This window comes from Natronococcus pandeyae (assembly GCF_008122205.1).
In the GTDB taxonomy this organism is placed as follows: domain Archaea; phylum Halobacteriota; class Halobacteria; order Halobacteriales; family Natrialbaceae; genus Natronococcus; species Natronococcus pandeyae.
In genome coordinates, this window is the sequence record NZ_PHNJ01000014.1 from 59,093 (window position 1) to 84,695 (window position 25,603).

The window sequence follows — 25,603 nt, forward strand, 5'->3', positions numbered from 1 at the left end:
AGAGCGTTTCAGCGCGGTGTCGCGCAGTAAAATCGGATTGAGTACGCGTTCGCGACCCATACTTTTGCGGTCGAGCCGTAAACTGGACCGATATGGCGGAACGGACGACAAGCGACGATGTGATGACTCGGGCCGAACTCGCGTCGTACCTCTCGAGCCTCGCCCAGGAGTTCGACGACGGAAACGAAGAGATCGCCGTCGCCGTCGGCAACAAAACCGTCTCCCTCAGTCCGCCGGAGAACGTCAACGCCTCGGTCGACGTCGTCGAGCGCTCGTCGATACTCAGAGGGGAGCGCGAAACCATCACTATCGAACTGAGCTGGAAGCCCTGAGATGTCGCTCGAGGACACCATACTGGTCTTCGCCCTCAGTCTGCTGGTGGGGACGGTTGCAATCTTGGCCGGCGTACGGCTAGTACTCGATACGGACGCGGGGGTTCCGAACGCGGCGTTGACGGCGCTGATCGGCGCGCTCGCCTGGGCCGTCGCGAGCTACTTCGTCGGCTGGATTCCGATCCTGGGCGTGCTGTCGATGCTCGTCATCTGGATCGGCGTGGTAAACTGGCGATACCCCGGCGGCTGGGGAACGGCGGTCGCGATCGGGTTCGTCGCCTGGCTCGTCGCCGTCGGCATCGTCTACGCGTTCGCGACGGTCGGTATCGTCGCACCCGAAGTGCTCGGCGTGCCCGGCGTGTAGATCTCCAGACACGACGTCCGATACCCTTGCCGTACCAACGTACATATTGATATATCACTACCCTCTACTGGAAATGAAATGCGTCGCTCGCACGTGGTCGCAGTCGCTCTCATCATCGTTGCGTTCCTCTTTATCGGCGGCCCCTCGCTGTTGTTCTCGAGTTCGGTCGACGACGGACCGACCGACGACACGCAAGAAACGCCGGAACTGGTCTCGCTGGAGGACTCCGAAAGCGAGTTCTGGCGGTTTCTCAGCCCCCAGGAACGCTTCCAAGAGCGCAGTCCGATAAACGTCATCGTCCGCGGTGAGACCGACGACGTTCTCTGGGCGATGAGCGAACAGAGTGGCGGCGACTGGCAGGAGATCGAAGAGAAAGAAGCGGAAGTCGAAGCGGAAGCCGAAGCGGGCCCCGGAAACGACACGGTCCTCGAGAACAGTACGGTCCTCGAGAACAACACTGTACTCGAGAACACGACGGTCCTCGAGGAACACGATCGCCACGCGACGGGCATCGCGTGGGGTGAAGCCGACGGAACGACCCGTTACGCCTGGATCGACCCCGGAGAGGGCGAGGACGGCTACTGGGCGACCGAATCCCTCCAGCTCGAGGACGGCGACTACTACGGCCAGCGCTACCACATCCGGCTCTACGAGAGCCCGAACGAGGACGACGAGTGGCTCGCCATGCAGGCACACACCGAACACTTCGACTGGTTCACCCTCCGTCACCGCGTCGACGGCGTCGAAGCCGCCCAGTCGAAAGTCGAGGCGGACTTCATGAATCACCCGCGCGTCGACACCGAGGAGGACGTCCGCCGGATCTACCTCGACAACGCCGGCCCGTCGGACGCCAACGGCTGGGCGACCGTCGTCGATCTGACGGCGATGCTCGCACTTCCCGCTGGAATGGGACTAGCCGGCCGGCGCGCTCGGACCAGCCGTGCCGACGGAGCGCTCGAGGAACGGCCGGCCGAACGCGGGTCGGGCCCGATCGAGGATCACCTGACCGACGTCGATCGTCAGCGGATCGCGGCCGCCTCCGACCGGCTCGAGGCCGGCCACGTCATCCTGGTGTTCACCATCCTCGCGCTGTTCCTCGGCGTGCGGATGGGCGGACTGCTCCTCGAGCGGCGCGTCCCCTTCCTCACCCCGCACATGATCGCGGCGATGCTCTACCCGGTGATCGCCGTCGGGATCCCGACCGCGACGTACCTGATCGCCCGCGGACTCACGCGACGGCTCGACGCCGCAATCGTCGCCGCCGGCTCGCTGTCGCTGGCGATCTGGCTCGACTACGGGCTGCTCGGCGTCGACGCGATCCCCCTCGACGTCGTTCTCCAGCGGATGCTCGTCGTCGTCGCTCTCGGCCTGATCGCCGGCGGGGCAGCCAAGCGGGCGACTCGAGAGTCCCGATTCAACGATCTGCTGCTCGCCGGCGTCGCCACGTGGCTCCTCGTACTCGTCGGGATCCTGTTCGGCTACCTGTAGGCTCGTAGGGAGCGGCGCCGGATCACCGCGTCTCGAGTTTCGAGTTCGAGATCAGGTGATCATGACGGCCATCATCTGCTCGGCGACGTACTCATCGTCGATCTTGTAGTGGGCCTGCCTGATCGCTTCGGTCTCCCACCGGTGGGCTTCGAGGAACCGGATGGCGTCCTGGTTCGTCGCGGGGAGACTCTGATAGACCTTGTCGTAGTCGTTCTCGGCCGCCCACTGAAGCCCCCGTTCCAGAAGATTGCTTCCGATCCCGTGACCGCGGTACTCCTCGAGTACACCCGTCGTCAACTCGGCAGTGTGGGCGAGCTTTTCGTAGTTCGGCGAGTGGAGGTGGACCCACCCCACGACCTCGTCGTCGACGGTCGCGACGAAGAAAATCCTGGACGAGATGTCGTTGTGCCGGAAGACGACCTCCTCGTGGTCCAGTAGGTCGACGACGGTTTCCGCGACGAGATAGTCGTTTTCCTCCGCGACCTGTCGCATCACGCCGACGATCCCCGTGAGATCGTTCTGTCTCGCCGGCCGAATGGTGTACTCGAGGTCGTCGGTCTCGTGGGTCGACTCCTCGCCGATGTCGATCGCGAGTCGCACGAGGTCGTCGTCCGTTTCGAGCACTTCCTCGCGCTCGAGCGAAGCCAGTTCGTCCTCGAGTTCGTCCGCCGTCAGCGGGAGGTGCTCTTCGAGTTGTTCTTTTCCAACGGCGCCGTTGCGCTCGACGATATCGTAGAGCCGCCGCTGGGTGTCGGTTTCGAACGTTTGGTCTTCGATCGCCTGCATAGTATCGTGTTCACCGTCGCTCTATTTAGTGGTTGTATACTGTTACCATACCACACAATTCGCGTAGCGGAGAGTTCAGCCGCCGGAGTCAGTTTCGGCGGGACGAGCGAACGAACGCTCGAGCACCGAACTCGGTTTACAGCCCCGAGGAAGGCGTGTGCGGGCCGTCGGTATACGAGTCTCGTGATCGTACTGGCCTGCATGGCAACTTGCCCGCACTGCGACGAGCCGCTGGAACTCTCCGTCGAACCCGATTCGGTAACCGTTCACCAGGGAGAAGCGAGTCGGACGATCGAACCCGACGTGTTCACCTGCTACTCGTGTGACGCCGTGCTGTTCGCGACGGTCAGTCGGGAGCTGGCCGAGGACTGATGCGAGTGGCGAGACCGCTCGAGGCGGCCTGCGCTGATCGAGAATGCAGGCGGGAGCCGACCGCCGGTCCGCTTCACTCGGTCACTACGGCCGAGGGCTCGGTCGTCTTGACCACAGTTACGGCTCATGACGTTGTTCACCGCAAAAGTGCGCCGACCGGGAGTTGAACCCGGGCTATGAGCTTGGGAAGCTCATGTCCTGCCACTAGACCACCGGCGCGCGTCGCTTCCGTCACCCGAACGTAGCTACCGATCACACTTCAACGTAGCGCTCCAACTCGAGCCCCGTCACCGAGAATCGACCGACCGTCCACTTTTCACTGGTTGGGGGAGTCTATTAGGCCGGCCCACCCGTACACTCTGTCGATGATCGACCTTCGGTTTTCGGACGTGGAACTGGACGAACGGTGCGACCACATTACGAACTTCATTCGGGAGCAGGTCGACGCGGCAGGGGTGGACGGCACCGTACTCGGCCTCTCGGGCGGGATCGACAGCACCCTCGTCGCCTACCTCGCCGTCGACGCACTCGGCGCCGAGAACGTCCACGGACTCGTCCTGCCCGCACGGGTCAGCGGTGACGAGAATATGAGCGACGCCGAGCGCGTCGCCCAGGACCTCGAGATCACGCACGACGTGATCGAGATCGAGCCGATCGTCGACTCGCTGCTCGGCGCCTACCCCGAGGCCGAGGGCGACCACGAGGCAGTCGGCAACGCTCGAGCGCGCGTCCGGGCCGTACTGAACTACCTGGTGGCGAACCACGAGGGACGGCTCGTGCTCGGCACTGGCAACCGAAGCGAGGCCGCCGTCGGCTACTTCACCAAGTACGGCGACGGGGCAGTCGACTGCCACCCGATCGGCAACCTCTACAAGGCGCAGGTGCGCCAGCTCGCCCGTCACGTGGGTGTTCCCGACGACCTCGTGACCAAGACGCCCACCGCGGAGCTGTGGGCCGACCAGACCGACGAGGAGGAGATGGGGCTCAGCTACGAGACGCTCGACTCGATCCTCGCCACCCACGTCGACGGCCCGCTCTCGGTCGACACGACGGCTCGAGAGCTCGGCGTCGAGCCGGAAACGGTCGAAAAGGTTCGCGGGATGTACGAGCGCAGCGCGCACAAACGCCGGGTGCCGCCGGCGCCGGAGCCGCTCGACTGACGCAGAGTTACGGTTCGCGCAGCCGCCACTCGTCCTCGAGGAGTCCGTACCAGTGCGTGTCCTGGAACTCGCCGTCGATGAACTCGGTGTCCCGGTGGACGCCCTCCTCGGTGAATCCCACGGACTCGAGCAGCCGTTTCGACGCGTCGTTGAACTCGAACACGCGCGCAGAGATCCTGTGCAATCCGAGCTGGTCGAAGCCGTGTTCGACGAGCAGCTTCGCGGCTTCGGTGCCGTAGCCCCGTCCGTGGTGTTCGGTCGCAATCCAGTAGCCGAGTTCCGCCCGCCGCGCCTCCCGGTTGATAGAGTTGAGTCCGATCGTGCCGACCGGCTCCGAGTCAGCGGCGACCAGGAGGTGAATTCCGTCGTCGTCACAGACGATATCTTCGAAGAACTCGCGCTCTTGCTCTGCGTTGAGGGGCGTCGAGCGGCCGATCGGCCGCCAGATTTTCGGATCGTTGACCTCTCTCTGAAGAAACTCGAGGTCCTCCGTTTCGATCGTCCGGAGCGTCACGTCGTCGCCGGAGAGGAACGCGGGACCGGGCATCACTCTCGTCTCTGTCGCACGAGTCGAAAAATCGTTCGACGGTGTGACACGTAGTGACGCTATTCGAGAACCGCATCGAGGTCCGCGGCGTGTGAGACCACGAGATCGCCGAACGCCTCGGCCTCGAGTCGTTCCTGTGTTTCCCGGTCGCGGTCGTCCCGGATCCGGCGTTTCAGCACGGGCAACGCGTCGGCTGCGTTTGCGGCGATCTCCGCCGTCGCCGTCCGCGGATCGTCCTCGAGCCGCGAGACGAGGCCCATTCGTAGTGCCTCCTCGGCGTCGACGACCCGTCCGGAGCACGCGAACTCGAGTGCGTCACCCTCGCCGACGATTCGCGGGAGCCGGACGGTGCCGCCCCAGGCGCCGAACAGCCCGAAGGTGACGCCGGGCTCGCCGTAGGTCGAGTCGGGCGTGCCGACGCGAACGTCGCAGGCGAGCGCGAGTTCGAGTCCGCCGCCGCGTGCGGGGCCGTCGATCTCGGCGACGACGACGGCCGGGCTCTCCTCGATCGTGCGCGCGACGCGTTGCCCCACTCTAGCGAACTCCTCGGCGCCCTCCCGGTCGAGATCGGCGACGACCTCGAGATCGGCACCGGCACAGAACGCCGGCCCCGCTCCGCGGAGGGCGATCACCGGCTCCTCGGCGTCGGCGATCGCCGTCTCGAGGGACTCGAGCGCCTCGACCGTCAGCGCGTTTCGTCGCGCAGGCCGCTCGATCGTGACGATCCGGACCGATCCATCGCCGTCGACGTCGATCATGCCACGACTCTACCGGGCGTTTCCAAAGGTCTTTGCCTCCTCCCTCGTAACGGCTCCATGATGGAACAGGCCGACAGATGTCGGCGGGCGGCCATCGAGGCTGTCGCAGACGTCGAACCACCGCGGTTGCACGACTACATCGTATCGACGCTCGATGGCGCATCGATGCTTCCTGGTGCACTCGCACTCGAGAGCGCCGCTTCGGTCGCGCCGGACGCGACCCCCGGCCCCGACGAGACGGACGAACGCGGGACCACCGAGACCGACGGCATCGTCACGCACGCAGCCGGCGTCCAGCTTATTTACGAAGGGCTCCGCCTCACGCGATCGCTGGCCCACGCCGAACCGTGGACCGACGGCGACCGGGATACCGACGACGACGGCGACCTCGAGATCCTGGCCGCGGATATCCTCGTCGCCCGCGGGTTCTACCTGCTCGCTCGCACCGACGCCGCCGGGAAGGCGGTCCGGACCGTCCAGTCGTTCGGCCAGGACCAGACCCACCGCCTCGACGACCGCGATGACGACGCCGACGCTGTCGGTCCGACGAGTGACGACGCGAGCCTCGAGCACGACGTCCTCGAACTCGCCGTTCTCGCCGGCGCCGCCGCCGTCGACGAAACGCCATCCGAGGCCCTCCTCGAGACCGCCGCAGAGATCGCTGCGACCGCCGGAACGTCGTTTCCACCGGCCGATCACTGCCTGGTCGGGACCGAACTGACGCCGTCCGAGTGCTCGCTCGAGGACTCGACGACCGATCGGGCGACGTCCGCGACGGATAGCTAACTGCGCTACGGCGACCCACGCCCGATGGCGAATCGAAACCCATAAAGAGGACTCGAGTCAACGAGAAAGTACGCGCCTGGGTAGCTTAGCGGTAAAGCGCGTCCTTGGTAAGGACGAGAGCCCGGGTTCAAATCCCGGCCTAGGCTCTGATAGTTTTATTGACAATTCCGACTCATGAGTCTCTGCTACGGAGTCTCTGAGCGATAATATCTACAGACTAGAGCTATAGTGTCAAGTGTGAAATCTGCCATCTATGCAGAAGGATTGTCCCCGTAGGAATCGATATCGTTGTCGGCAGGATGCGCGCAGTCGATTTCTTGGTCGGATGCTCTTGCGTAGACTGGCGCGGAGTAGTATGTTTACCTCAACGATTCACCAGATGGTCGCCCGAAGAGTACGTTGGGAGAGAAGTGTCAGAAGCATAGATAACGTTCACTAACCCCGTTCCGTGGAAATGACGTCCAACTGGTCGTCGTACGTGAGGTTGAGTTCCTCATCCTCCAGGTGAACCGTCATCCGGATACGAAGAGGGTCCTCTGAAAGCAGTTCTTTCTCTACATCAAGGAGGAGAGCGAATTGTTCGGGCGCCGAAAAGTCAAAGTCAATCCCGTAATCGTAGTAAAATGCAACCACCGCCGGTTCTCTCGTCAGATAATTCGATATCGGCATTGACCAGCGGTACTCACACTGCTCACAGACGTGAGTCACGAGTATCCAGAAAATCGACTCGCAGTGCTCACAGAACTGATACTCCTCCCAATCGGGCTGGTGATCATCACAGATATAGATCGAGGTGATGGGCATGTCACCCGCACACTCCGGACACACGCCATCAATAACGGATGCCCGACGGTGGGCAGCCCAGATCCAATCAGCGTGGCCAATCTCGTTCGGGGTCCGGTTCCGCACTCCCGACGGCGGGAACTCGCTCATGCTGATGACGCCCGGGGGAAAGCTCGGGACACACCGTACGTCACAGTCGGTGCATTCGAGATAGCGCCATCCATCCCGATAGCTGCACAGCGTCTGTCCGCCACAATACGGACACGAAACGTCGATTTCGACCGGTTCGATCTCTGGATGCTCCAGGGCGATACCGGAGAGGAGCATACGGACGATCCGTTTGCCCGATTCCCTGAGTTCATAGCCCTCCTCGGAGTGGCGGACGAAATGGGCCGTGAGTTTATCGAGGTGATAGTGGATTTGACCGGGATCGTTGACGGTGACTTGTTCCCGGAGATCGACGAACCGCATTGGCGCCGAGTCCGTCGGATCGTCGCCCTTCCAGAGGGCCTCCAATAATTCGAGCCGAGTTTCGTCGGATAGCAGCTTGAAGGCCTCGGTTGTGGCGGCCGTATCCGGTTGGTTCGTATCCTTCCGGGACGAATCTCCCATATGTGTTATCGACTAGCATGGGTCAAAAACCCCACCCGTCACTACGATCGTGTACCGTGTTGGGTTCGGCTTAGACCCCGTTAAATCGTCAGCCCACACCCAACAGCTAGTATATTTTATTGAAGGCTCGTTCTATCGAAATCCCGATTGAAACATCATTCAAATAACACTTATTCCGGAGTCCGTCGAACGGTAGTTGAAGATTGACAATGGGAGGTATGGAGATCCAAGCTGATCCAAACCAAGTCCGCGATAACCGGGGGTTCACTGAGCGAGCACTTGGTGATCCGGTCAATCTTCAGCCCTCGAGGAGTCAATGCATGTCACAGACACAAGACCAACGAGAAGCGAATAAACGAGCCGCACACCAGGTCTACGACGTTTGGGATGGTGGCGATATTGAGGCGCTTGACGACATCATCACCGAAGACGTTGTATTCCATGGTCCCGAGCCAGTCGGAACCGTTCACGGGCGGGAGGCGTACAAGGACAATCTCCGGATGATCCGGGCGGGGTTTCCGGACTTGTCCTTCGAAGCCCACGATGTCGTCGCCGAGGGCGACACGGTGATGGCGAACTGCACGTTCGGAGGCACCCACAATGGCGAACTGATGGGAATCGAACCGACCGGAACCTCGGTCGAGGTACGATGGTTCGGAAGCTACCGGTTCGACGACGGAGAACTGGTCGAAGTGACCGGCCTGCCCGACCTATTCGGGGCGTTCCTGCAGGTCGGCGCCATCGATCCGCCTGGAAGCCCGTCGACAACGGAAGCCGAAAACAAGGAGATCGCTCGTACCTACGCACAAGAGGTCATTAGCGAGGGCAACCTGGCACTCATCGATGAACTCTTTGCAGACGACTATGTCGAGTACAATTCTGCCCTCCCCGAGCCAATTCAGGGCCCGGAGGGGGTCAAGGAATACGTCACGACGCTTCGATCTGCGGTTCCGGATATCGATTGTGTGGTCGAGGATCTGATCGCCGAGGGCGACATGGTGGTCAGACGAGACCAGGCTACCGGGACCCACGAAGGCGGATTCATGGGGGTTGAAGCGACGGGAAAGGCCGTGGTAGAGGGCCACCACATCCACCGAATCGAGGACGGACAGTTCGTCGAGTCGTGGGCCCAAAACGATGTGATGGGGCTCCTGATGCAACTCGGTGCCGTCGAGCCACCAGGAGAATAACATCCCTAATTATTTCCAGCGAACACTACGGGCGAGGCCAATAATTGACGATGGCGATTTGTTGTTGGCCACTCAGGAGGATGGATGGGGTCCGTGTCAAGGGGCGGGAGTTGCCGTTTGCGACAGACGCGCTGTGTCTCTTGCACGTCTCGCTCAATCTATCCAGTAGCTGGTAGAAAGCGCGTGCAATATCCAGAGCGTCTATTCAGCACGGTGGAACGTTCTATTCATGCATATCCAACGCGATTTTGTCATGTCGAGGTCGTCATTCGGCTGGATCAGTTACCAATCAGGTTCAACCGGCATCTCCTCAGGGAAGGGTTGTTCGGCCCATCCCTCGTCGTACGGAGTCACATAGGTCGGATCGAACGTATATTTCGAAACTTTCCACTCCCCATCGACTCGGCGGAACTCGTGTTCGTACATCCCGAGTATCCATTCTGCTTCACCGTCAGTCGTGAGGATGGGGATCTCACCATACCACTTACCAGTGGCTTCACCGCCGTCGATCTCGATGAAACCGTTGTGCAGCATGTGCCGACTGAATTGAAACTCCGCAAAAATCTCCTCAGTCGTTTCCCGAAAGTCGTCTTTTCCCTCCGCACTCCCAAACGGAGTTTCCGCAATCACGTCGTCGGTAACGAGTTCAAATTCCGCGTCCCAGTCGTTTTCATCGGATAGATACACAAATTTGTGGATCAGTTCATTGATTGCTTGCTTATCCAGTAACTCCTGTACTTCTGCTGGTATTGCTTCGTCCATTGGATGGTATACCCCCTATTCCTCTGTGTGGTACAGTCGCATAGCACTATCTCCTACAGAACCCTCACCGTCTGCAACATCCGCACAGTCTGAAACAGAAGCGAATCACGATCCGGTTAGTCGGCGACCACTTGAAACGCTGATTCATACAGAACGAGTGTCCGCAGATCGTCGGTACGGAAGGCGGCTTCCAGACTACAGAGGGCTCTATAGGAATGGCCGAACAAGACTACCCGCTCGTCGATCGAGTCGGCGACCGCAGCCACGTCCTTTCCTTCGTTCGGGGTATTGCTTTGGAGATGCGTCAGCTCACTCCCACCCAATTATGAGGGGGAGCCACGTACCGTCATCTACTGACGAATCTGCAGAGATCGATACGACAGCACTTGCTGCACGATACGCGCCAAGTATATCGCAAAAAGGGTTCAGGATCTACTAAAATCTGAATGGATATCCGGGAAGACGACAAAAATCTCTCGCCATATTTTCCTTCGATTCGCCGGCCAGAAGCGAACGGAGAGGGATTGCACTATTGGCTCTGTAGTTCAATGAGCCCAAGTTGTTGCATCGCCTCGAGGTAGTCAGCCTGCCCATACTCTTCGGTGATGTTGCCGTCTTGTACAGTGAATACCGTCGTTCCGGTATACTGTACCTTCTCACCCGAAGCCTCTGGCAGGCTGCCTATTGGAAGCTCCCAAGAGCGGCCGGTGTGCGTTCCGCCCCCCTCCCAGAGAGCGACCACACGGTCGCCCTCAGCGATCAGCTCGTCGGTCAGCTCAAACCCTCCTTCCGGAAACCGTTCCTTGTATCCAATGATGCGCTTCTTTACCTCCTCGCGCCCCCGCACTTCACCGACCAGCGGATAGTACCATCGGATGTCTTCCGCGGCGAGTTCGTCAACGACGTCAGGGTTCAACTCGCCCCAGAACTCGCTCCACCAGCGGGTAACGATCTCTTTGTTCGTTTCAGTCGTTGAGGCTGCTGCCATCGGGGGATTCACTCCCTTTCAACTGAGTGTGACAGTCTCATAGCTGCAACGGGTGACGAATTTGCACAAGCTGAACGAAGCTCGTACGAGGAGCGATACGTGTCCCGAATGCAACACACACCAACTCAACTACGAAGCTGCTGTCAGAAACGGTGTGCGAGATACGGAGAGTGTATACAGCAGAATCTCCATCAAAACAGGAACTGGGGCCCCTCTCGAGAACGGGTCGGCTTTGCACAGGATGGCTTCGCAACGAGGGCCCGGGCTGTACGATTATTGTGTGTCAGCCCTTATCACAGCCATGGATGCGACACTCGACGACGTCGAGTTCCTCGTCAGTTCGACCCATCGCGTCGGGGTGCTCGACGCACTGACCAGAGGGCCGTGTGACCGGGACGAGCTCCGTACCGCAACAGGAGCATCGTCTCCGACCATGGGCCGAATCCTCACCGACTTCCAGAACCGCCACTGGATCGAACGAGACGGGAGGACGTACCGGCTGACCGGGCTGGGTGAGTTCGTGGCCGATCAGTTCGAGGAGTTCGTGGATGCGATGGCGTATCAACGGCGACTCCGCGAGGTCTGGCCATGACTACCACACGAAATCGACGGATTCAGTATCGAGTTGTTCACCGACGTGGTCGTCTCCCAGCCGGGGCCCGGATATCCCTACAAACCTGTCGAACGTCTCACGGAGCTCATCACAACAACCGAAACGATGCGCGGATTCGGCATGGCTCTGCTCAAGTCGGGGAATCTGGAGCCGTTCTTCGACCACGTCCGAGGTGGCCTGAAGTGTGAATACATCTACCCGCCTGTCGTTTTCGAGGAACTCGTCGCGTGGGACGAAGAAACAGTTCTGGAGACGACGACACACACCAACTACACCGTTTTGCTGCACGATGAGCTTCCGCTCGACGACCGGTGTGGAATCTGCCTCTTCGACGACCGAGTCAGCATCTGTTGTTACGATACGGAGACGGGAACGTTACAGTCACTCATCGATACCGGAAGCGACGGGATGCAGGAGTGGGCGGAGTCTTACTACGAACAGTTCCGAGATGAGGCCCGACCGCTCGACGACGCAACTGACCGCGCCTCGATCGAATCGATCCGATAATCGACACCCTTCGACTCAAATTTCCCTCGCCAACGATGCTTTCACGGCGTGAGCGGGGAAGCCCTCCAGACACTCGTCCAGGATGCAGGGTTCGATAACGTCTCAGTCACCGTTGGTATCGGTTCTGTGCGCTATCCGTCGGTCGCGGAGTTCGTTCGCCGCGAGGCGGCTAGCTCGCCGCTGGCCGAACCGATCGCAGGCGTCGAGCGAGCGGTGCGAGACGAACTGATCCAAGAGGTCGAGAAAGCATTACACGCATACATTGACGACGAAGGAATAGTCTCACCGATGGAATCGTACGTCGTCACCGCAGATAGGTAGCAGAGCAGATAATTTTTCCGTTCGAGATACGTGGTATGCATCTCGCAGCGGCTCGAAGAATTGCCTGATGTCTGTCAGAAGCAACGTGCGAGATACAGAGGGTGGATCCGATAAACGGACTTCGTTTGTTCCAACCGAACTGCACCGAATTAACTACTGAATCCGCACAAACGGGGTGCAGCCGGCGATACCCAACACGACCTCGATCACTGATCTTCCGGGTCCGGACATCCCCTTTCATCGGCTGCACGGATGGCAGCGACTGCAAAAATGTCGCCAGGTAACTACTTGCGATCATCCGTGGTATCCTCACGCCCAACCCCCATGAGACCAGTTCACATGTAGAAGGAATCGTGGAGGGGGAGGAGGATACCAATGACACAAGACTGGAATCTCAAAGGTAACTTCATCGAAGCGTGCAACTGTTCAGTTCCGTGCCAGTGTCTGTGGTACGAACCAGCAGATGATGGTGGGTGTACCGTCGCTGTGTTCTGGAATATCGAAGATGGAGCGTACGGAGACGTCTCCCTGGACGGGCTTGGAGCAGGGATCCTCCTCGTAGACGAGGGAATCCTCCTCGAAGGCGGGTGGCGCGTGGTGCTCGTGATCGACGAAGCGGCCGATGAAGCGCAAGCGGAGGCCCTGGAAACCATCTTCTCCGGCCAAGCGGGAGGGTTGTTCGAAGCCGCTGCGCCGCTGATTGACACCGTCGAAGATAGCGTCGTGGTGCCGTTCTCCTACTCGACGGAGGACGGCCACCTCTCGTTCAGCGCCGGCGATATCGTCACGATCGAAACCGACAGGAGCGTCGGCTTCGGTGACGACCAGGGGACGGCATACCCCCACCCGTTCATCCAGCCACACGAGACAGCGAACATCGGGAAGACGACCGAAGCGACCGTCGATTTCGACGACGACTTCTCGTGGGACGTCAGCGGCAACAACTCGTACTTCGCCGAGTTCGAGATGGCGAACACCTGAACCCACCGCCCACGGAATGTCGGCACAAGAGTCGAAACAGCGGATTTTCACCCTTCGCCAGCTTCCGCTCATCGCCATCGTGATGTACCTTCTCGCGCTCGGTGCGTGGATCACCATCCTCTGGCGGTGGATTCCGATGCCCGGAGGAGCGATGGATATGCAGATGTCCGATCCCGGCGTTCCCGAGGCGATGGCGATCGGACATGGTCCCGTCGGCGTCGGACTCTATCTGGTCATGTGGGGGACGATGATGATCGCCATGATGTATCCCTCGACGGTGCCGCTGTTCCGGCTGTATAACGGGACAGTTCGGGAGCTGTCTACACTCGCAAAAGCTGCTCGGCTGAGCACGTTGCTCGCGGTGTATACCCTCGTTTGGACGCTCACCGGGCTGGTCCCGCTTGCAGTGAACTCGGCGGTTCCGATCGCACCGCTCGCCGGCAATCACGGTCCCCTCCTCTTCGGGGGCGTGTTGATACTCCTCGGAGGATACCAGCTGTCCCCGTACAAGTACCGGTGTCTGGACAAATGTCGATCCCCGTTCGGTTTTCTGATGACCTATCACCGTCCGGGCATCCAGGGCGCGGCGAGCATGGGCTTGCGCTTCAGTCTCTTCTGTGTCGGATGCTGTTGGGCTCTCTTCGCGTTCATGGTCGTCGCCGGTTCGATGAACATTCTCTGGATGGCGATCATCGCGGTGGTGCTCTCGCTCGAGCGGACGGTCTCGTGGGGGCCACAGTTGGCCACGGCTGTCGGTATACTCGCCGGTGTCGCCGGAGTCGTCCTCATCGGGGTCACGATGGTGTAAGCACCCGAAACCGATCGAGAGACCGCGCTGTGATGATCGGAAGCCCAGGCGATCGCCCCAGAAGCACATCCGTGTATCCGGGACAGCCACCGCCTACGCGTTCTGGCAAGTTCACGACCGACAGTTCGACTTCCTCCCATCACGTCGCTAACCGCGTGCTGGATCGATACACGAACTGTACTTGCCCGAGGGACTCGATCTAACGATGGGCTTTCCCCGTGAATGGGAATCTCTGTAGGAGGTTATCTCGGTAGGAGTCGTGTAGTCTATTGGTGACAGATCAATGACTACTTCTCTCTCGCGCTGGCAGATCGGGACGACGATTGCGATCCTCGTCCTGTCGATCGTTTCGACGCTTCTCGGCCTCTTCCGTCCGGGCCACTACAGGGATCATCCGGATTTCCTCACGGCACTGTACGTACAGGATCTCACGATCCTTTTCGTCGGCGTGCCGGTGTTGGCGCTCGGACTCCTGTTAGCCGCTCGCGGCTCACTTCGCGGGTACGTGATTTGGCTCGGAGCGCTCGCATACATGACCTACATGTGGGCATCGATCGCGTTCTCGGTCGCGTGGAACGAGTTTTTCCTCGGCTACGTCGCCCTGTTCGGACTCTCCCTGTTCGCGCTCATCAGCGGCTTTGCCGGTATCGACGAAGAGCGAGTCTACCGCGAGGTCCACGGTCGCGTCTCGCCCGTCGTCTACAGCGGGTTCCTCTGGGCGATCGCACTCGGCCTCGCGTTGTTGTGGTTGGGGGATCTGGTGCCACCATTGCTAGAAGGGACTCCACCCACGATCGTCGACGAACTCGGCGAACAGGCGACGGTCAGCCACGCCATCGATCTCGCTGTCGTGGTCCCGGCACTGGCGATCGCCGGCTACTGGCTCTGGCAGCGACGTCCGTGGGGATACGTCGTCGGTGGCGTCGTTCTCTTACTCGGCGCGCTGCTCACCCCCTCGATTACGGGGATGACGGTCGTGCTAGTCCTGGAGGGCGAGACCACCGTCTCGGTGTGGGCAATCGTGTTCACGATGCTCCCGCTGGTCATCGCGGCGGCTCTGGCGATTAACTACTTGCTGGCGTTTGGTGGCCAGCGACCATCTGGGCCAGCTGACGGAAAACTGGAGGGTGACGGGACGGAATCGTAGCCCGTCTGCTGTGGCATCACCGGCCGACTCGAGGTACTTCGTGATCCAGCCGGATTCGGGGAAGAAAAGGGTGTTTCGACGCGAGCCCGTTCGCGACGACGACGTCGCGCACGCGCTTCGGGAACGGGATATCGACTTGCTGTTGCCCGTGAACGTGACCGAGTTCGCGGCCCTCGAGGATGAACGCGCTTCCGTCGAATCGGTGCGGAGCGGCCTCGGCGCCCGGCCAGGACGTGACGCGAGTTTCGATATCGGTTGTCATCCCCTCTAGAGAGGGGCTGCCGGGAGACGAACTGATCGAGCGGACGAGACGCGAGAGACGGGTTCCGGCAGGTGAAGCCGTGGAGAGTCCTCGGTCTGCAACCCCTCAACGGTACGATCCGTCGAACTGAGCGGGTGCTATCTAGCTCGTTTCGCAAAAAATCGATCGTATCGCAAGTGTCGCTCGAGGCGACAGTAATCAGATTATACGCGCTCGACGTTCGTCGCGCGCGGGCCCTTGGGGGCCTGTTCGATGTCGAATTCGATCTCAGTACCTTCCGTCAGATCCTCGCCGCCAACGTCTTCCATGTGGAAAAACACGTCGTCGTCAGCATCCTCAGTCTCGATGAATCCGTAGCCGCCTGTGTCGTTGAAGAAGTCAACCTTACCGTTTGCCATTACAACCAAACAAATACCGAGTGTACGGTTAAGGGTTCCGTATCTGTCCGCAAATATCGCACGACAGGGTTCGGATACCCACTTTCAAACGCATCTAGCCGACGTGCGACCATCAAGAGGCACTTATTCGGAGTATGCTGTCCGATTCGTCGTAACGACGCGGCAGTTCTGTGGTATCCCCACTTACGGTAGTTCGACGGTCGGATCGCGTGGTCGCTCGCGGAGTCAGTAGGCGGAGTCCAACGGGGTTTTTACGTACCCCCGACGGTTGGTAGATGTGGATTCTAACGATGTTCGGCGTCAGTGGGCAGAGCGGTCCGGAGCGTACTCACCGGAGTACTACGCCCATTACGGGCCGAACGAAACGAGTGACGTAATTCGTCGTACGCTCGAGCGATTTGCCGACCGAAGCACGCCGATCCTGGAACTCGGCTACAGTTCCGGCCGGCACCTCTCGCACCTCTACGAACACGGCTTCGAGAATCTGGCAGGGATTGAGGTCAACGAGGAGGCGTTCGGCGTGATGGAGGACACGTATCCCGACGTCGCTACCTGTGGGGAGTTCTATCTGGACGCGATCGAAGACGTCGTCGGCGACTTTGCCGACGACCAGTTCGGCGCGATTTACTCCGTGGAGACGCTCCAACACCTTCATCCGGACGCCGAGTGGGTCTTCGAGGAACTGACCCGGATTACGGACGATCTGCTCATCGTCGCGGAGAACGAGGGCGAAACGGGTCGCACACAGTCGACCGATCCTGACGTGAACTACGTCGACGACGAGTTCCCGCTCTACTACCGCAACTGGAACGGGATTTTCACCGACCGGGGCTTCGTCGAAGTCGCTGCGGAGTCCGGGAAACGGAATACCGTCCGAACGTTCCGAACGACGCCGAGCCGAACCGATCGCTGAGTAGCCGGTCGAGTACAGCGAGCGAGCGGTCGTAGACCTGAACCACGTCGAACATCCGCTACTGCCGAACAGCGAGCGACGTCCGAGTCAATTCGTCTTCGGTGGCGTTCCACTCGCACCAGCGACTGATCAGTGCTATAGTTCTCGAGCGACTGGCGTCCGAGAGTCACGTCGACTCGAGGGCGTACGCAGCGTTCAGCACCGTCGCATCGTCGAAGCGAGGACCGACGAGCATGAGTCCGACGGGAAGACCGTCGACCTCGCCTGCCGGAACGCTGACGGCGGGATGGCCGGTTCTGTTGAACGGTATCGCGTTGTGGTTGACCTCGATCTCTCGTAGTCGATCGTACTCGTCCAGTTCCGGTCGGTGTTCGAGAGCCGTCTCCACCGCCGTCGGCATCGCGAGCAGGTCGTACTCGTCGAACACCTCGTCGTACCGTTCCGTGAGTTCGACGACGAGATTCATTCCGCGCGCGTAGTACCGCGAGTGGTACTCGCCGTTCGTGTACGACCCCATGAGCAACAGCAGCTTGAGCCGGGCCGGGAAGTCGTCGCTCTGGGCCCGCCGGGACTTTCCGAACGTCTCGACCCACGACCGGTTGTACCACGCTTTCCACCCGTGTCCGAGCCCTTCACCCGTTATCGCGTCCAGCAGCCCTTCCGAGGTACAGACCTCGTGGATGTCCCCTGCGTCGAGGTGCATCGGCACGGAGACGTCGTCGACCGACGCGCCCTGCTCCGCGAGTCGGTCGATCGCGTTCCTCGAGGTTTCGAGGACGTCCTCGTCCGCCCCCGGTCGGTCGAACCCCTCCTCGAGGACGCCGATCGAGAGGTCGGAGACGTCACCGTCCAGCGCGTCCTCGTACTGCTCGACGGGAACCGGACTGTGAGATCGAAGGTCTCGCTCGTTGCTTCCTGCGATCGTCGAGAGAACGCGAGCGACGCTCTCGACGTCGGGCCCCATCGGCCCCGGGTGATCGATCGCGTGCTCGATACCGATACACCCTGTGTACGGAACGAGACCGTACGTCGGCTTGTGGCCGACGATACCACAGAACGCTGCGGGAACGCGAACGCTGCCGCCCTGGTCGGAGCCGATCGCGGCGTCGATTTCGCCGCGCGCGACGGCGACCGCGCTGCCGCCGCTCGAGCCGCCCGCGAGATAGTCCTCGTCGTGGGGATTCAGGACCGGACCGAAGGCGCTGTGGCCGGTCGAGGTCATCGCCATATCGTCCATGTTCGTCTTGCCGACGATGTCTGCACCCGCTTCCAGGAGGCGCGAGGTGACGGTTGCATCGCGGTTCGGAACGTACCCTTCGAGGACCTGTGATCCGCAGGTCATCTCGACGCCGGCGACGCAGACGTTGTCCTTGATCCCGATCTCCCAGCCGTCGAGGTCGCCCCCGTCGTCGCCGCCGACGAAACACTGCGTGACCCAGGCGTTGTACGGATCCTCGCCGTCCCGGACGCGCCGCCCCGCGCTTCGTTCGCGGCGCTCGGCGCCGCCGAGCCGCGGCTCCGGATCGTAGGACACGACCGTCTCGTAGATTTCGGTCTTCTGCTCAGCCATCTCGACGAAGAATTCGAGTTCCTCGTCGGTGAGATCCAGAAATAGGTTCTCCCCCAGTTCGTCGAAGGCCGCTTTCGTCGGAGACCGCATGGGCATACACAATCAGTCGTTCGTCCGAGTCAAGTGACCGAAGGTGGCACTAGCAAGCAACGGGTACGGTTGCCCTACCTGTCGCTCCCGAAGATTGCCTACCTGTCGCTCCCGGGGATTGTATACTGGTCGAGAGACAACGGAACCGGGGTGTCCGGGCGACGTCGGCCGCTCGAGCGCCCCGGAGAACTCACGACGGACCGGGAAGCGATTTCAGAGCCGGTCCAGTCGAATCTCGTCGTCGGTGACCGCCGCTACGTTCTCGTCGGAGAGCGGATACGTCTCCTCGTCGGCATCGCCCCAGCCGAGTTGGGACTTGATCGTGTCCGTGACACCCGGATCGGGATTGACGTGGGCCGTTCCGCCTCTGACCTCGTTGACAATTCCGACCGTATCACCGTTCGCGTTGACGACGCGTTTTCCTTCTTCGTCGTCGGTGAAGATTGCACACATACGTATACGTCATGAATACGAGAGAGTGTATAGTCACAGCAAGAGACTGCAGGGTTCGATTACACTGACAGCGAGTAGGCGATCACGAGAAAGCCCGCGAGCACCAGCAAACTCTCGAGGAGGATTCCCGTCTCGAGCGAGACGCCGAGGATCTCGTGGAGGACGCCGGCCAGGACGAGGCCGAGCGTGACGAGACCGAACCCGCACGCGAGATACCCCAACGGCGGCTGTTTCGTTCGTCGATAGGCCTTGAACGCGAAGTAGGTAATCGCGCTCCCGACGAGGAGGACGAGCGTCTTCACGACGGCGAGGGGAACCGTGGTGGCAGTTTCGGCGGCGGGGAAATGCATCGCTGCTACGCCTCTGAATTCGAGACCGAGATCAAGTACCTTACCGTTCACCGAATTATTCGACGGAAACGGAAGCCGGGACCGCCGGCAACCGGGGCGAACGTTTTCGTCGCTTCGGCGTCGATGTCTCCCAATGACACGACTGGTCGAACTCGAGGCAAACGGGCCGCGAAAGCTCGATCCATCGGACGTCGACGACGAGAAGGGAGACGTCGCGATCTGCCAGTGCGGTCTTTCGGACTCGTTCCCGTTCTGCGACGGGAGCCACCGGGAGACCCTCGACGAGGACGAGGAGACGACGTACGTCTACGACGACGGCGACCGCTCGGTCGTCGAACGGGTCGTGACGGAAGACGACGGGGACGAGCGCGAGGGCGAGGACGAGTAACAGTCTCGAGAATCGGATCCCGGGCCGCGAGAGCGCCGGCGCGATCACACGGACCGCGACGAGTTGATTACGACGAGCAGGCTGCTCGCGGCCATCGCGACGGCCGCGAACAGCGGGTTCAACAGCCCGGTGATCGCGAGCGGGATCGCGACGCCGTTGTAGACGAACGCCCAGCCGAGGTTCTGGCGGATGCGCCGGTTGGTGCCGGCCGCGACGTCGAACGTCTCCGCGACCAGACCGAGGTCGTCGCCGACGATGACGGCGTCGGCCGCGTCCGTCGCGAGCTCCGTCCCGCTGCCGAGTGCGATCCCGACGTCGGCGGCGGCGAGCGCCGGCGCGTCGTTACTGCCGTCGCCGACCATCGCGACCCGGCCCCTGGCGCGCAGTCGCCGGACCGTTTCGGCTTTCGCCTCAGGCGGGACCCCCGCGAAGACCTCGTCGACGCCGTCGACGTCCCGGAACCGGTCCGCCGCAGCGCCCTCGTCGCCGGTAAGGACGACGACCTCGCGACCCGTCGCGAGCGTCTCGACCGCATCCTGCCACTCCTCGCGCGGCGCGTCCCCGACGACGATCACCCCCCGGACTCGCCCGTCCCAGCCGACGGCGACCGGGACGGCGCCGTCGGCGTTCGCCGTCTCGATCCGGGACTCGAGCGAAGCGGGGATCGACTGTCCCTGCTCGCGACAGCAGTCGGGGTGTCCGACCACGACGCGATCGCCGTCGACGCGGCCGCTCACGCCCCGGGCGTGGCGTTCGAAGTCGTCGACAGCGGCGGTCGCGAACTCGAGTCCGTCGTCGGTCTCGGCCGCGTCGACGATGGCGGATCCGATCGGGTGCTCCGACAGCGCTTCGACGGCTGCGGCCCGCCGGAGGAGTTCGTCGGGGTCGGGCGGGGAAGGGTCATCGGCGACGTCGACGGCAGGGACGTGAACGTCATCGACCGACATCGACCCTTCCGTCAGGGTGCCCGTCTTGTCGAGGACGACGACATCGATCTCGGGGGCCTCCTCGAAGATCGTCTCCGCGGCGACGACGATCCCGCGCCGCGCCGCGGTCTGGACGCCGGAGGCGATCGCGAGCGGCGTCGCGAGCCCCAGCGCGCAGGGACAGGAGACGATCACGACGGTGAGGCCGACGAGAAACGCCGTCGCGGGACTCGAGCCGGTCGCGAGCAACGCGGCCGTCGTTACGGTCGCGAGCGCGACGACGAGCGGGACGAAGATCGTCGCCAGCTTGTCCGCGAGTCGCTGGACGCCCGGTCTGGCGCTCTGGATCGACCAGAGCAGGGAGACGAGCCGATCGTGCGTGCTCTCGGCGTCCTCGCCGACCTCGAGGACGATCGGCGCGTCGGTGACGACGGTTCCGCCGCGCACCGGATCGCCGGCCCGTTTCTCGACGGGGAGGGACTCGCCAGTGACCAGCGACTCGTCGACGGCGGCCTGCCCCTCGCGGACGGTGCCGTCGAGCGGGACGCGCTCGCCCGGACGCACGAGCAGGCGCTCGCCCGGTTCGACCGCCGAAAGCGGGACCGTCTCGCCGGTTTCCGCGCGGCGGGCCTCGTCGACCTGCGCCTCGGTGAGATCCGAGAGGAGGCCGGCGGCGCGGCGTTTGATCTGGCTCTCGTAGTAGGTTCCGGCGGTGACGACGAGGATGATCGCGACCGAGACGTCGAAGTAGAGGTCGGTTCGACCCAGCGCCATGGCGAGGGTGCTGTAGGCGTAGGCGCCGAGCGCGGCCAGCGAGACGAGCAGGTCCATGTTCGGCATCCCCGCCCGGAGGCTGACGTACGCCCCGCGGAGGATCGGCAAGCCCGTGTAGAAGAGGACGAACGTCGTCATCAGCCAGATGTTGACGGCGACGTAGTAGCCGTCGTAGCTCCCGAAGTCGGCCAGGGCTTCGTAGCCGAAGTACGTCGGGTAGAGGAAGACGGCGTACCAGATCATCACCATCATCCCGAACATGCCGCCGCCGATCAGGAACTTTACGAGGGCGGCGTCTCGAGGCTCCTCGTCCCGGCCCTCGCCGCGCTCGCGGGCCTCGTAGCCGTAGCCCGAGACGACCTCGGGCAGGCGTTCCGCCTCGAGCGCGTCGGGGTCGTAGACCAGCCGCAGCGTGTCCGTGGCGTAGCTCGCCTCCGCGCCGAGGACGCCGTCGGTACCGGTCGCTCGCGTCTCGAGGAACGCCTCGCAGGTCGCACAGTGCATCCCGTCGACCGCGAGGAAGGCGTCCTCGCCCTCGAGGTCGTCGAGCGCCGGCGCGTCGTCCTCGAGGCGGTCGCGCACGGCGTCGGCGTCGGCCTCGTCGACCTCCTCGAGAGTTCGGTGGACGTCGAGACAGCCCCGACAGCAGAACGCGCCCCCGCCGTCGGGATCCGTGACCGGATCGCTCGGTGTCGGAAAGCCACATAGGGTACACTCGTCAGCGGCCTCGCTATCGGCGGGGCGGTCGACCGCATCGGAACGAGCGTGTGATGGGGGCATAGACGGCGAACGAGGTCACGGCGACTGCGAGAACGGTCATCGACGAGCGAGCACGTTCGGACCGAACGAATCGAACGCCATCGTCAGCGTCGGCCGCTCACGACGTTTCGTTCGAGCCGTGCCCGTGGTTTCCCGGAATCGGGGTGAACGCGACGTAGAGACAGGCGAGGATGATTAGCACGTTGACTGCGGAGACGACGCCGGCCGAGAGCGAACTCCCGAGGCCGTACCAGCTGACCGGGAGGAGTGCGAGTAACCCGACGACGAGCGCAGCCCGTGGAGAGAGATCCTCGAGTACCATAACGGAGCGTTTGGGGGGAACGAGACATAATAATAACCCCCTTTCCTACGGGCTGGGAACGACTCGAGCAGTTAAGCAGTAACTCTCCCAAGACCGGCGCATGAGCCGGTTGACAGAAGAGCCTGCGCAACGACAGGAGATCGATCACGACGAGTACGATCCGATCGGGACGCTCGCACTGATCGGCCTGTACTTCCTCATCCTGGCGTTTCTGTGGGTCTTCATGTACTTTGTCGAGTTCCTTGGAAACGAGCCAACCGTGGTCGGTGGATTCGTAACGGTGGTGGGAGTTCTATGAACATCCACACCTACGAAAAGGTGTGGCTGATCGCCGCGCTCGTGCTGATCGTCGGCTTCATCGCGACGGTCACGTACGGCTCGGTCGGCCTCGGCATCGCGATGATCGACGACAGCGAGGAGACCGTCGAGCCGGGCGAACTCGGCGAGGACGAGCGCTTCGCGGACCCTCGCGTCGAACAGGTCGGTGAGAACGAGTACGAAGCCTACGTCGTCGCCCAGACGTTCATGTTCAGCCCCGATCCGATCGAGGTGCCGGCGGGAAGCGAGGTCACCTTCTACGTGACGAGCAGGGACGTGATCCACAGCTTCAGCGTCGCCGGAACCAACATCAACACGATGGTCATCCCCGGCGAGGTGGCGACGATGACCGTCGAGTTCGACGAGCCGGGCGAGTACGGCGTCGTCTGTAACGAGTACTGTGGCTCCGGACACCACAACATGGAGGGGCAGCTGCACGTCGTCGAAGAAGACGAGTTCGACATGACCGAACTCTCCGTCGAGGCCGACGACGAGGTCGAGACTGGCGACGAGGCGACGATCGACGTCGCGGTCGAGAACCGCATGCTCGAGGAGCTCGAGACGACCGTCACCCTCGAGATCGACGGCGAGACGTTCGGAGAGGACGTCACTGTCGCCGGCGGCGAAACCGAGACGACCACGTTCACCGTCGACACTGCGGACCTCGGCGAGGGAGACCACGACTGGACGGTTACCGTCGACGACTACGAGGACAGCGGGACACTGACTGTAGTCGACGAACTCGAAGAGGAGGATGATGACGATGAGTAACGCGTACATCGACGACTTCCCGGCAGAGGCGAAGGTGATCCGCGCGGCGTTTTACAGTTCGTTCTTCGCGCTCGCGCTGGGGGGCGTCTTCGGGGTTATCCAGACGCTCCACCGGACCGGTTACTACCGGTTTATCGATTCCGCGGACTACTACACCGTCCTTACCGCCCACGGTGTCTTCCTCGTGATTTCGTTTACGATCTTTTTCCTCGTCGGCATCTTCACGTGGGCGGTAACGACCAGTCTCGACCGGGGCGTCGAAGACCTCCGATTTACCTGGGGGTGGTACGGACTGATGGCGATCGGAATAACGCTGAGCGGCGTTGCGATTCTGGCCGGCTTCACCGATGCAACCGATATCAGCGCGTCGGTGCTGTTTACGTTCTACGCACCGCTGCAGGGACACCCGATGTTCTATCTCGGGCTCGTCCTGTTCGTCGTCGGGACCTGGCTCGCCGGCGTCGACTGGTTCCGGTCGTGGTGGGCCTGGAAGGGCGAGAACCCCGACGAGCGCATCCCGCTGCCGACGTTCATGGTGCTGACCACGATGCTGATGTGGTACATCGCGACGCTGGGCGTCGCCGCAGCGATCCTGCTGTTCCTGCTGCCGTGGTCGCTCGGCTGGATCGAGACCGTCAACCCGCTGCTCACCAGGACGCTGTTCTGGTTCTTCGGCCACCCGGTCGTCTACTTCTGGCTGATGCCAGCGTACATGATGTGGTACGTCCTGCTGCCGAAAGTCTCCGGCGGGAAGCTGTTCAGCGACCCGCTCGCGCGCGTCGTCTTCGTCCTCTTCCTGATCCTCTCGGTGCCGACGGGGATCCACCACCAGTACCTCGATCCGGGGATCGCCGAGGGCTTCAAGTTCATCGCGATGACGAACACGATGTTCCTCCTGCTGCCGAGCCTGCTGACGGCGTTCACCGTCGTCGCCAGCATGGAACACGGCGCCCGCCAGCGAGGCGGGACGGGCTACTTCGGCTGGCTGAAAGCCCTGCCGTGGCGCGATCCCGTCTTCACCGGGATGGCGCTGGCCGGACTGATGTTCGCCGCCGCCGGCTTCTCGGGGATGGTAAACGCCGGGATGAACATCAACTACCTCGTCCACAACACGTTCTGGGTCGTCGGCCACTTCCACCTCACCGTCGGCACCGCCGTCGCGCTGACGTTCATGGCCGTCACCTACTGGTTCCTGCCGCAGGTGACCGGGAAGGCGCTGTGGAGTCGCTCCGTTGCACTGGGCCAGGTCGTGCTCTGGTTCGTCGGCATGACGTTCATGTCCAACGCGATGCACCGCGCCGGCCTGCTCGGCGTCCCGCGCCGGACGGCCGAACCGCAGTACGACGGCTTCGAGTTCGAGGCGGCCGTCGGGAGCATCGGCGAACTCCAGGCCCAGATCGCGCTGGGAGGAATACTGCTGACGCTCTCGCTGGTCCTGTTCTTCGCGAACGTGATCGGAACGGGCCTCAACGGCCGCAGCGACGACCTTCCCGCGAACGAGTACGCCGGAACGCTCTCGGGCCCCGAGGACGCCCCGCTCGTGCTCGACAACCTCAAGCTCTGGACCGCGATCGCGATCGTGCTCGTGATCTTCGCCTACACCTTCCCGCTGCTTTCGATCGTCGACCGCGGCGGCCTGTTCGGTCCCGAACTCAATCCGTTCCCCGTCAGCATCGAGTCGGTGACGCTGCTCGCGTTCGCCGTCGAACACCTCGCTGTCGGCGCCCTCGAGTCACTCTCCCTGCCCGGCCTCCTGGAGGTGATCCGATAGTGCGGATCTCGAAGGCGGGCCTGTTGGTCGTCCTGGCGCTTCTCGCGCCGCTGCTCGTCGAGCTACGGACGGTGCTGTCCTGGATCAACGTCGAGTTGAGCGTCCTCGAGACTGCCGTCGTCGGCGCCGTCCTCGTAGCCATCGTCCTCGTCTGGGCGTTCCTGCCCGAGAACGGTGAGGATGAGGACACGGACGAGACGGCCGATCGGAACGTCTCGAACGGCGACTGATCG

At 62.2% G+C, this 25,603-nt stretch carries 30 protein-coding genes, 2 tRNA genes and 1 pseudogene; 19 read left to right on the forward strand and 14 right to left on the reverse strand.

All coding sequences use genetic code 11. The features are described from left to right. Window positions 1-92 precede the first annotated feature (92 nt). The 3 genes from CV102_RS20060 to CV102_RS20070 all read left to right on the forward strand — a co-directional run bounded on the left by CV102_RS20060 (window position 93) and on the right by CV102_RS20070 (window position 2,184). Window positions 93-332, forward strand: coding sequence for an amphi-Trp domain-containing protein (locus CV102_RS20060; protein WP_148859814.1), 240 nt, complete (start codon window positions 93-95; stop codon window positions 330-332). Window position 333: 1 nt separating this feature from the next. Beyond that, window positions 334-696, forward strand: a complete 363-nt coding sequence (locus CV102_RS20065; RefSeq protein WP_148859815.1) for a hypothetical protein — start codon at window positions 334-336, stop codon at window positions 694-696. Window positions 697-774: 78 nt separating this feature from the next. Next, window positions 775-2,184 carry a hypothetical protein gene (locus tag CV102_RS20070; protein ID WP_148859816.1) on the forward strand — a complete coding sequence of 470 codons (1,410 nt, stop codon included), beginning with the start codon at window positions 775-777 and terminating at the stop codon, window positions 2,182-2,184. Window positions 2,185-2,235: 51 nt separating this feature from the next. Here CV102_RS20070 and CV102_RS20075 read toward each other — a convergent pair whose 3' ends face one another. Beyond that, on the reverse strand, window positions 2,236-2,970 hold the full coding sequence (locus CV102_RS20075; RefSeq protein ID WP_148859817.1) for a GNAT family N-acetyltransferase: 735 nt from the start codon (window positions 2,968-2,970) through the stop codon (window positions 2,236-2,238). Window positions 2,971-3,171: 201 nt separating this feature from the next. Here CV102_RS20075 and CV102_RS26150 point away from each other — a divergent pair, with 201 nt between their 5' ends. Next, window positions 3,172-3,342 carry a hypothetical protein gene (locus tag CV102_RS26150; protein ID WP_187433049.1) on the forward strand — a complete coding sequence of 57 codons (171 nt, stop codon included), beginning with the start codon at window positions 3,172-3,174 and terminating at the stop codon, window positions 3,340-3,342. Window positions 3,343-3,490: 148 nt separating this feature from the next. Here the strand turns inward: CV102_RS26150 and CV102_RS20080 are convergent. Next, a tRNA-Gly gene (locus CV102_RS20080) sits at window positions 3,491-3,561 on the reverse strand. Window positions 3,562-3,707: 146 nt separating this feature from the next. Here CV102_RS20080 and CV102_RS20085 point away from each other — a divergent pair. Further along, a complete protein-coding gene (locus CV102_RS20085) occupies window positions 3,708-4,502 on the forward strand; it encodes an NAD+ synthase (RefSeq protein ID WP_148859818.1) in 795 nt (264 codons plus the stop codon). 7 nt (window positions 4,503-4,509) lie between these two features. Here CV102_RS20085 and CV102_RS20090 read toward each other — a convergent pair whose 3' ends face one another. Further along, entirely contained in the window at window positions 4,510-5,049 is a 540-nt protein-coding gene (locus CV102_RS20090) for a GNAT family N-acetyltransferase (protein ID WP_148859819.1), read from the reverse strand. A 59-nt stretch (window positions 5,050-5,108) separates the two neighbouring features. Continuing rightward, complete coding sequence (locus CV102_RS20095; protein ID WP_148859820.1) at window positions 5,109-5,807, reverse strand: enoyl-CoA hydratase/isomerase family protein; 699 nt, start codon at window positions 5,805-5,807, stop codon at window positions 5,109-5,111. A gap of 60 nt (window positions 5,808-5,867) precedes the next feature. On the opposite strand from CV102_RS20095, the gene CV102_RS20100 reads away from it, so the two are divergent. Together CV102_RS20100 and CV102_RS20105 are read left to right on the forward strand one after the other, a co-directional pair. After that, on the forward strand, window positions 5,868-6,593 hold the full coding sequence (locus CV102_RS20100; protein WP_148859821.1) for a DUF7114 family protein: 726 nt from the start codon (window positions 5,868-5,870) through the stop codon (window positions 6,591-6,593). A gap of 74 nt (window positions 6,594-6,667) precedes the next feature. Beyond that, a tRNA-Thr gene (locus CV102_RS20105) sits at window positions 6,668-6,739 on the forward strand. 289 nt (window positions 6,740-7,028) lie between these two features. Here CV102_RS20105 and CV102_RS20110 read toward each other — a convergent pair. Further along, a complete protein-coding gene (locus CV102_RS20110; protein ID WP_148859822.1) occupies window positions 7,029-7,988 on the reverse strand; it encodes a winged helix-turn-helix domain-containing protein in 960 nt (319 codons plus the stop codon). A gap of 218 nt (window positions 7,989-8,206) precedes the next feature. Here CV102_RS20110 and CV102_RS26425 point away from each other — a divergent pair, with 218 nt between their 5' ends. Then, window positions 8,207-9,178 carry an ester cyclase gene (locus CV102_RS26425; RefSeq protein ID WP_222863719.1) on the forward strand — a complete coding sequence of 324 codons (972 nt, stop codon included), beginning with the start codon at window positions 8,207-8,209 and terminating at the stop codon, window positions 9,176-9,178. A 282-nt stretch (window positions 9,179-9,460) separates the two neighbouring features. On the opposite strand, the gene CV102_RS20120 is transcribed toward CV102_RS26425, so the two are convergent. Beyond that, entirely contained in the window at window positions 9,461-9,940 is a 480-nt protein-coding gene (locus CV102_RS20120) for a nuclear transport factor 2 family protein (protein WP_148859824.1), read from the reverse strand. Between the two features lie 529 nt (window positions 9,941-10,469). Next, window positions 10,470-10,928: an ester cyclase gene (locus CV102_RS20125; RefSeq protein WP_148859825.1), complete on the reverse strand. Its 459-nt coding sequence runs from the start codon at window positions 10,926-10,928 to the stop codon at window positions 10,470-10,472. 301 nt (window positions 10,929-11,229) lie between these two features. Here CV102_RS20125 and CV102_RS20130 point away from each other — a divergent pair. From CV102_RS20130 to CV102_RS20150, 5 genes and pseudogenes are all read left to right on the forward strand, one after another. Continuing rightward, window positions 11,230-12,048: pseudogene (locus CV102_RS20130) on the forward strand (helix-turn-helix transcriptional regulator). A 48-nt stretch (window positions 12,049-12,096) separates the two neighbouring features. Continuing rightward, window positions 12,097-12,369 (forward strand): hypothetical protein, encoded by a 273-nt coding sequence (locus CV102_RS20135; RefSeq protein ID WP_233710755.1) that lies wholly within the window; start codon window positions 12,097-12,099, stop codon window positions 12,367-12,369. Window positions 12,370-12,744: 375 nt separating this feature from the next. Beyond that, complete coding sequence (locus tag CV102_RS20140) at window positions 12,745-13,350, forward strand: DUF1326 domain-containing protein (RefSeq protein ID WP_148859826.1); 606 nt, start codon at window positions 12,745-12,747, stop codon at window positions 13,348-13,350. A gap of 16 nt (window positions 13,351-13,366) precedes the next feature. After that, window positions 13,367-14,158, forward strand: coding sequence for a DUF2182 domain-containing protein (locus CV102_RS20145; RefSeq protein ID WP_148859827.1), 792 nt, complete (start codon window positions 13,367-13,369; stop codon window positions 14,156-14,158). 283 nt (window positions 14,159-14,441) lie between these two features. Continuing rightward, entirely contained in the window at window positions 14,442-15,305 is an 864-nt protein-coding gene (locus tag CV102_RS20150) for a hypothetical protein (RefSeq protein ID WP_148859828.1), read from the forward strand. A 16-nt stretch (window positions 15,306-15,321) separates the two neighbouring features. Here CV102_RS20150 and CV102_RS20155 read toward each other — a convergent pair whose 3' ends face one another. Together CV102_RS20155 and CV102_RS20160 are read right to left on the reverse strand one after the other, a co-directional pair. Next, window positions 15,322-15,567: a luciferase domain-containing protein gene (locus CV102_RS20155; RefSeq protein WP_148859829.1), complete on the reverse strand. Its 246-nt coding sequence runs from the start codon at window positions 15,565-15,567 to the stop codon at window positions 15,322-15,324. Window positions 15,568-15,770: 203 nt separating this feature from the next. Continuing rightward, a complete protein-coding gene (locus CV102_RS20160; RefSeq protein ID WP_148859830.1) occupies window positions 15,771-15,965 on the reverse strand; it encodes a cold-shock protein in 195 nt (64 codons plus the stop codon). Window positions 15,966-16,242: 277 nt separating this feature from the next. On the opposite strand from CV102_RS20160, the gene CV102_RS20165 reads away from it, so the two are divergent. Beyond that, window positions 16,243-16,878, forward strand: coding sequence for a class I SAM-dependent methyltransferase (locus CV102_RS20165; RefSeq protein ID WP_148859831.1), 636 nt, complete (start codon window positions 16,243-16,245; stop codon window positions 16,876-16,878). A gap of 166 nt (window positions 16,879-17,044) precedes the next feature. On the opposite strand, the gene CV102_RS20170 is transcribed toward CV102_RS20165, so the two are convergent. The 3 genes from CV102_RS20170 to CV102_RS20180 form a co-directional block, all read right to left on the reverse strand. Next, window positions 17,045-18,544 carry an amidase gene (locus CV102_RS20170; RefSeq protein WP_148859832.1) on the reverse strand — a complete coding sequence of 500 codons (1,500 nt, stop codon included), beginning with the start codon at window positions 18,542-18,544 and terminating at the stop codon, window positions 17,045-17,047. Between the two features lie 207 nt (window positions 18,545-18,751). Then, entirely contained in the window at window positions 18,752-18,991 is a 240-nt protein-coding gene (locus CV102_RS20175; protein ID WP_148859833.1) for a PRC-barrel domain containing protein, read from the reverse strand. A 59-nt stretch (window positions 18,992-19,050) separates the two neighbouring features. Further along, window positions 19,051-19,341: a DUF7521 family protein gene (locus CV102_RS20180; RefSeq protein WP_148859834.1), complete on the reverse strand. Its 291-nt coding sequence runs from the start codon at window positions 19,339-19,341 to the stop codon at window positions 19,051-19,053. 133 nt (window positions 19,342-19,474) lie between these two features. Between CV102_RS20180 and CV102_RS20185 the strand changes: the two genes are divergently transcribed. Beyond that, the gene (locus tag CV102_RS20185) at window positions 19,475-19,729 is read left to right on the forward strand and encodes a CDGSH iron-sulfur domain-containing protein (RefSeq protein WP_148859835.1); all 255 of its coding nucleotides are present in this window, start codon (window positions 19,475-19,477) and stop codon (window positions 19,727-19,729) included. A 44-nt stretch (window positions 19,730-19,773) separates the two neighbouring features. On the opposite strand, the gene CV102_RS20190 is transcribed toward CV102_RS20185, so the two are convergent. Beyond that, window positions 19,774-22,209 (reverse strand): heavy metal translocating P-type ATPase, encoded by a 2,436-nt coding sequence (locus CV102_RS20190; RefSeq protein WP_148859836.1) that lies wholly within the window; start codon window positions 22,207-22,209, stop codon window positions 19,774-19,776. Between the two features lie 97 nt (window positions 22,210-22,306). Further along, entirely contained in the window at window positions 22,307-22,510 is a 204-nt protein-coding gene (locus CV102_RS20195; RefSeq protein WP_148859837.1) for a cytochrome-ba3 oxidase subunit, read from the reverse strand. Window positions 22,511-22,610: 100 nt separating this feature from the next. Here CV102_RS20195 and CV102_RS20200 point away from each other — a divergent pair, with 100 nt between their 5' ends. The 4 genes from CV102_RS20200 to CV102_RS20215 are packed head-to-tail and all read left to right on the forward strand — an operon-like array spanning window position 22,611 to window position 25,600. Then, window positions 22,611-22,808 (forward strand): hypothetical protein, encoded by a 198-nt coding sequence (locus CV102_RS20200; protein WP_148859838.1) that lies wholly within the window; start codon window positions 22,611-22,613, stop codon window positions 22,806-22,808. After that, entirely contained in the window at window positions 22,805-23,599 is a 795-nt protein-coding gene (locus CV102_RS20205; protein ID WP_148859839.1) for a cytochrome c oxidase subunit II, read from the forward strand. Before CV102_RS20200 ends, CV102_RS20205 begins: the two co-directional genes overlap by 4 nt. Further along, window positions 23,592-25,370: a b(o/a)3-type cytochrome-c oxidase subunit 1 gene (locus CV102_RS20210; RefSeq protein ID WP_148859840.1), complete on the forward strand. Its 1,779-nt coding sequence runs from the start codon at window positions 23,592-23,594 to the stop codon at window positions 25,368-25,370. Before CV102_RS20205 ends, CV102_RS20210 begins: the two co-directional genes overlap by 8 nt. Further along, window positions 25,370-25,600: a CbaC protein gene (locus CV102_RS20215; RefSeq protein WP_148859841.1), complete on the forward strand. Its 231-nt coding sequence runs from the start codon at window positions 25,370-25,372 to the stop codon at window positions 25,598-25,600. Before CV102_RS20210 ends, CV102_RS20215 begins: the two co-directional genes overlap by 1 nt. The last annotated feature ends 3 nt before the right edge of the window (window positions 25,601-25,603 follow it).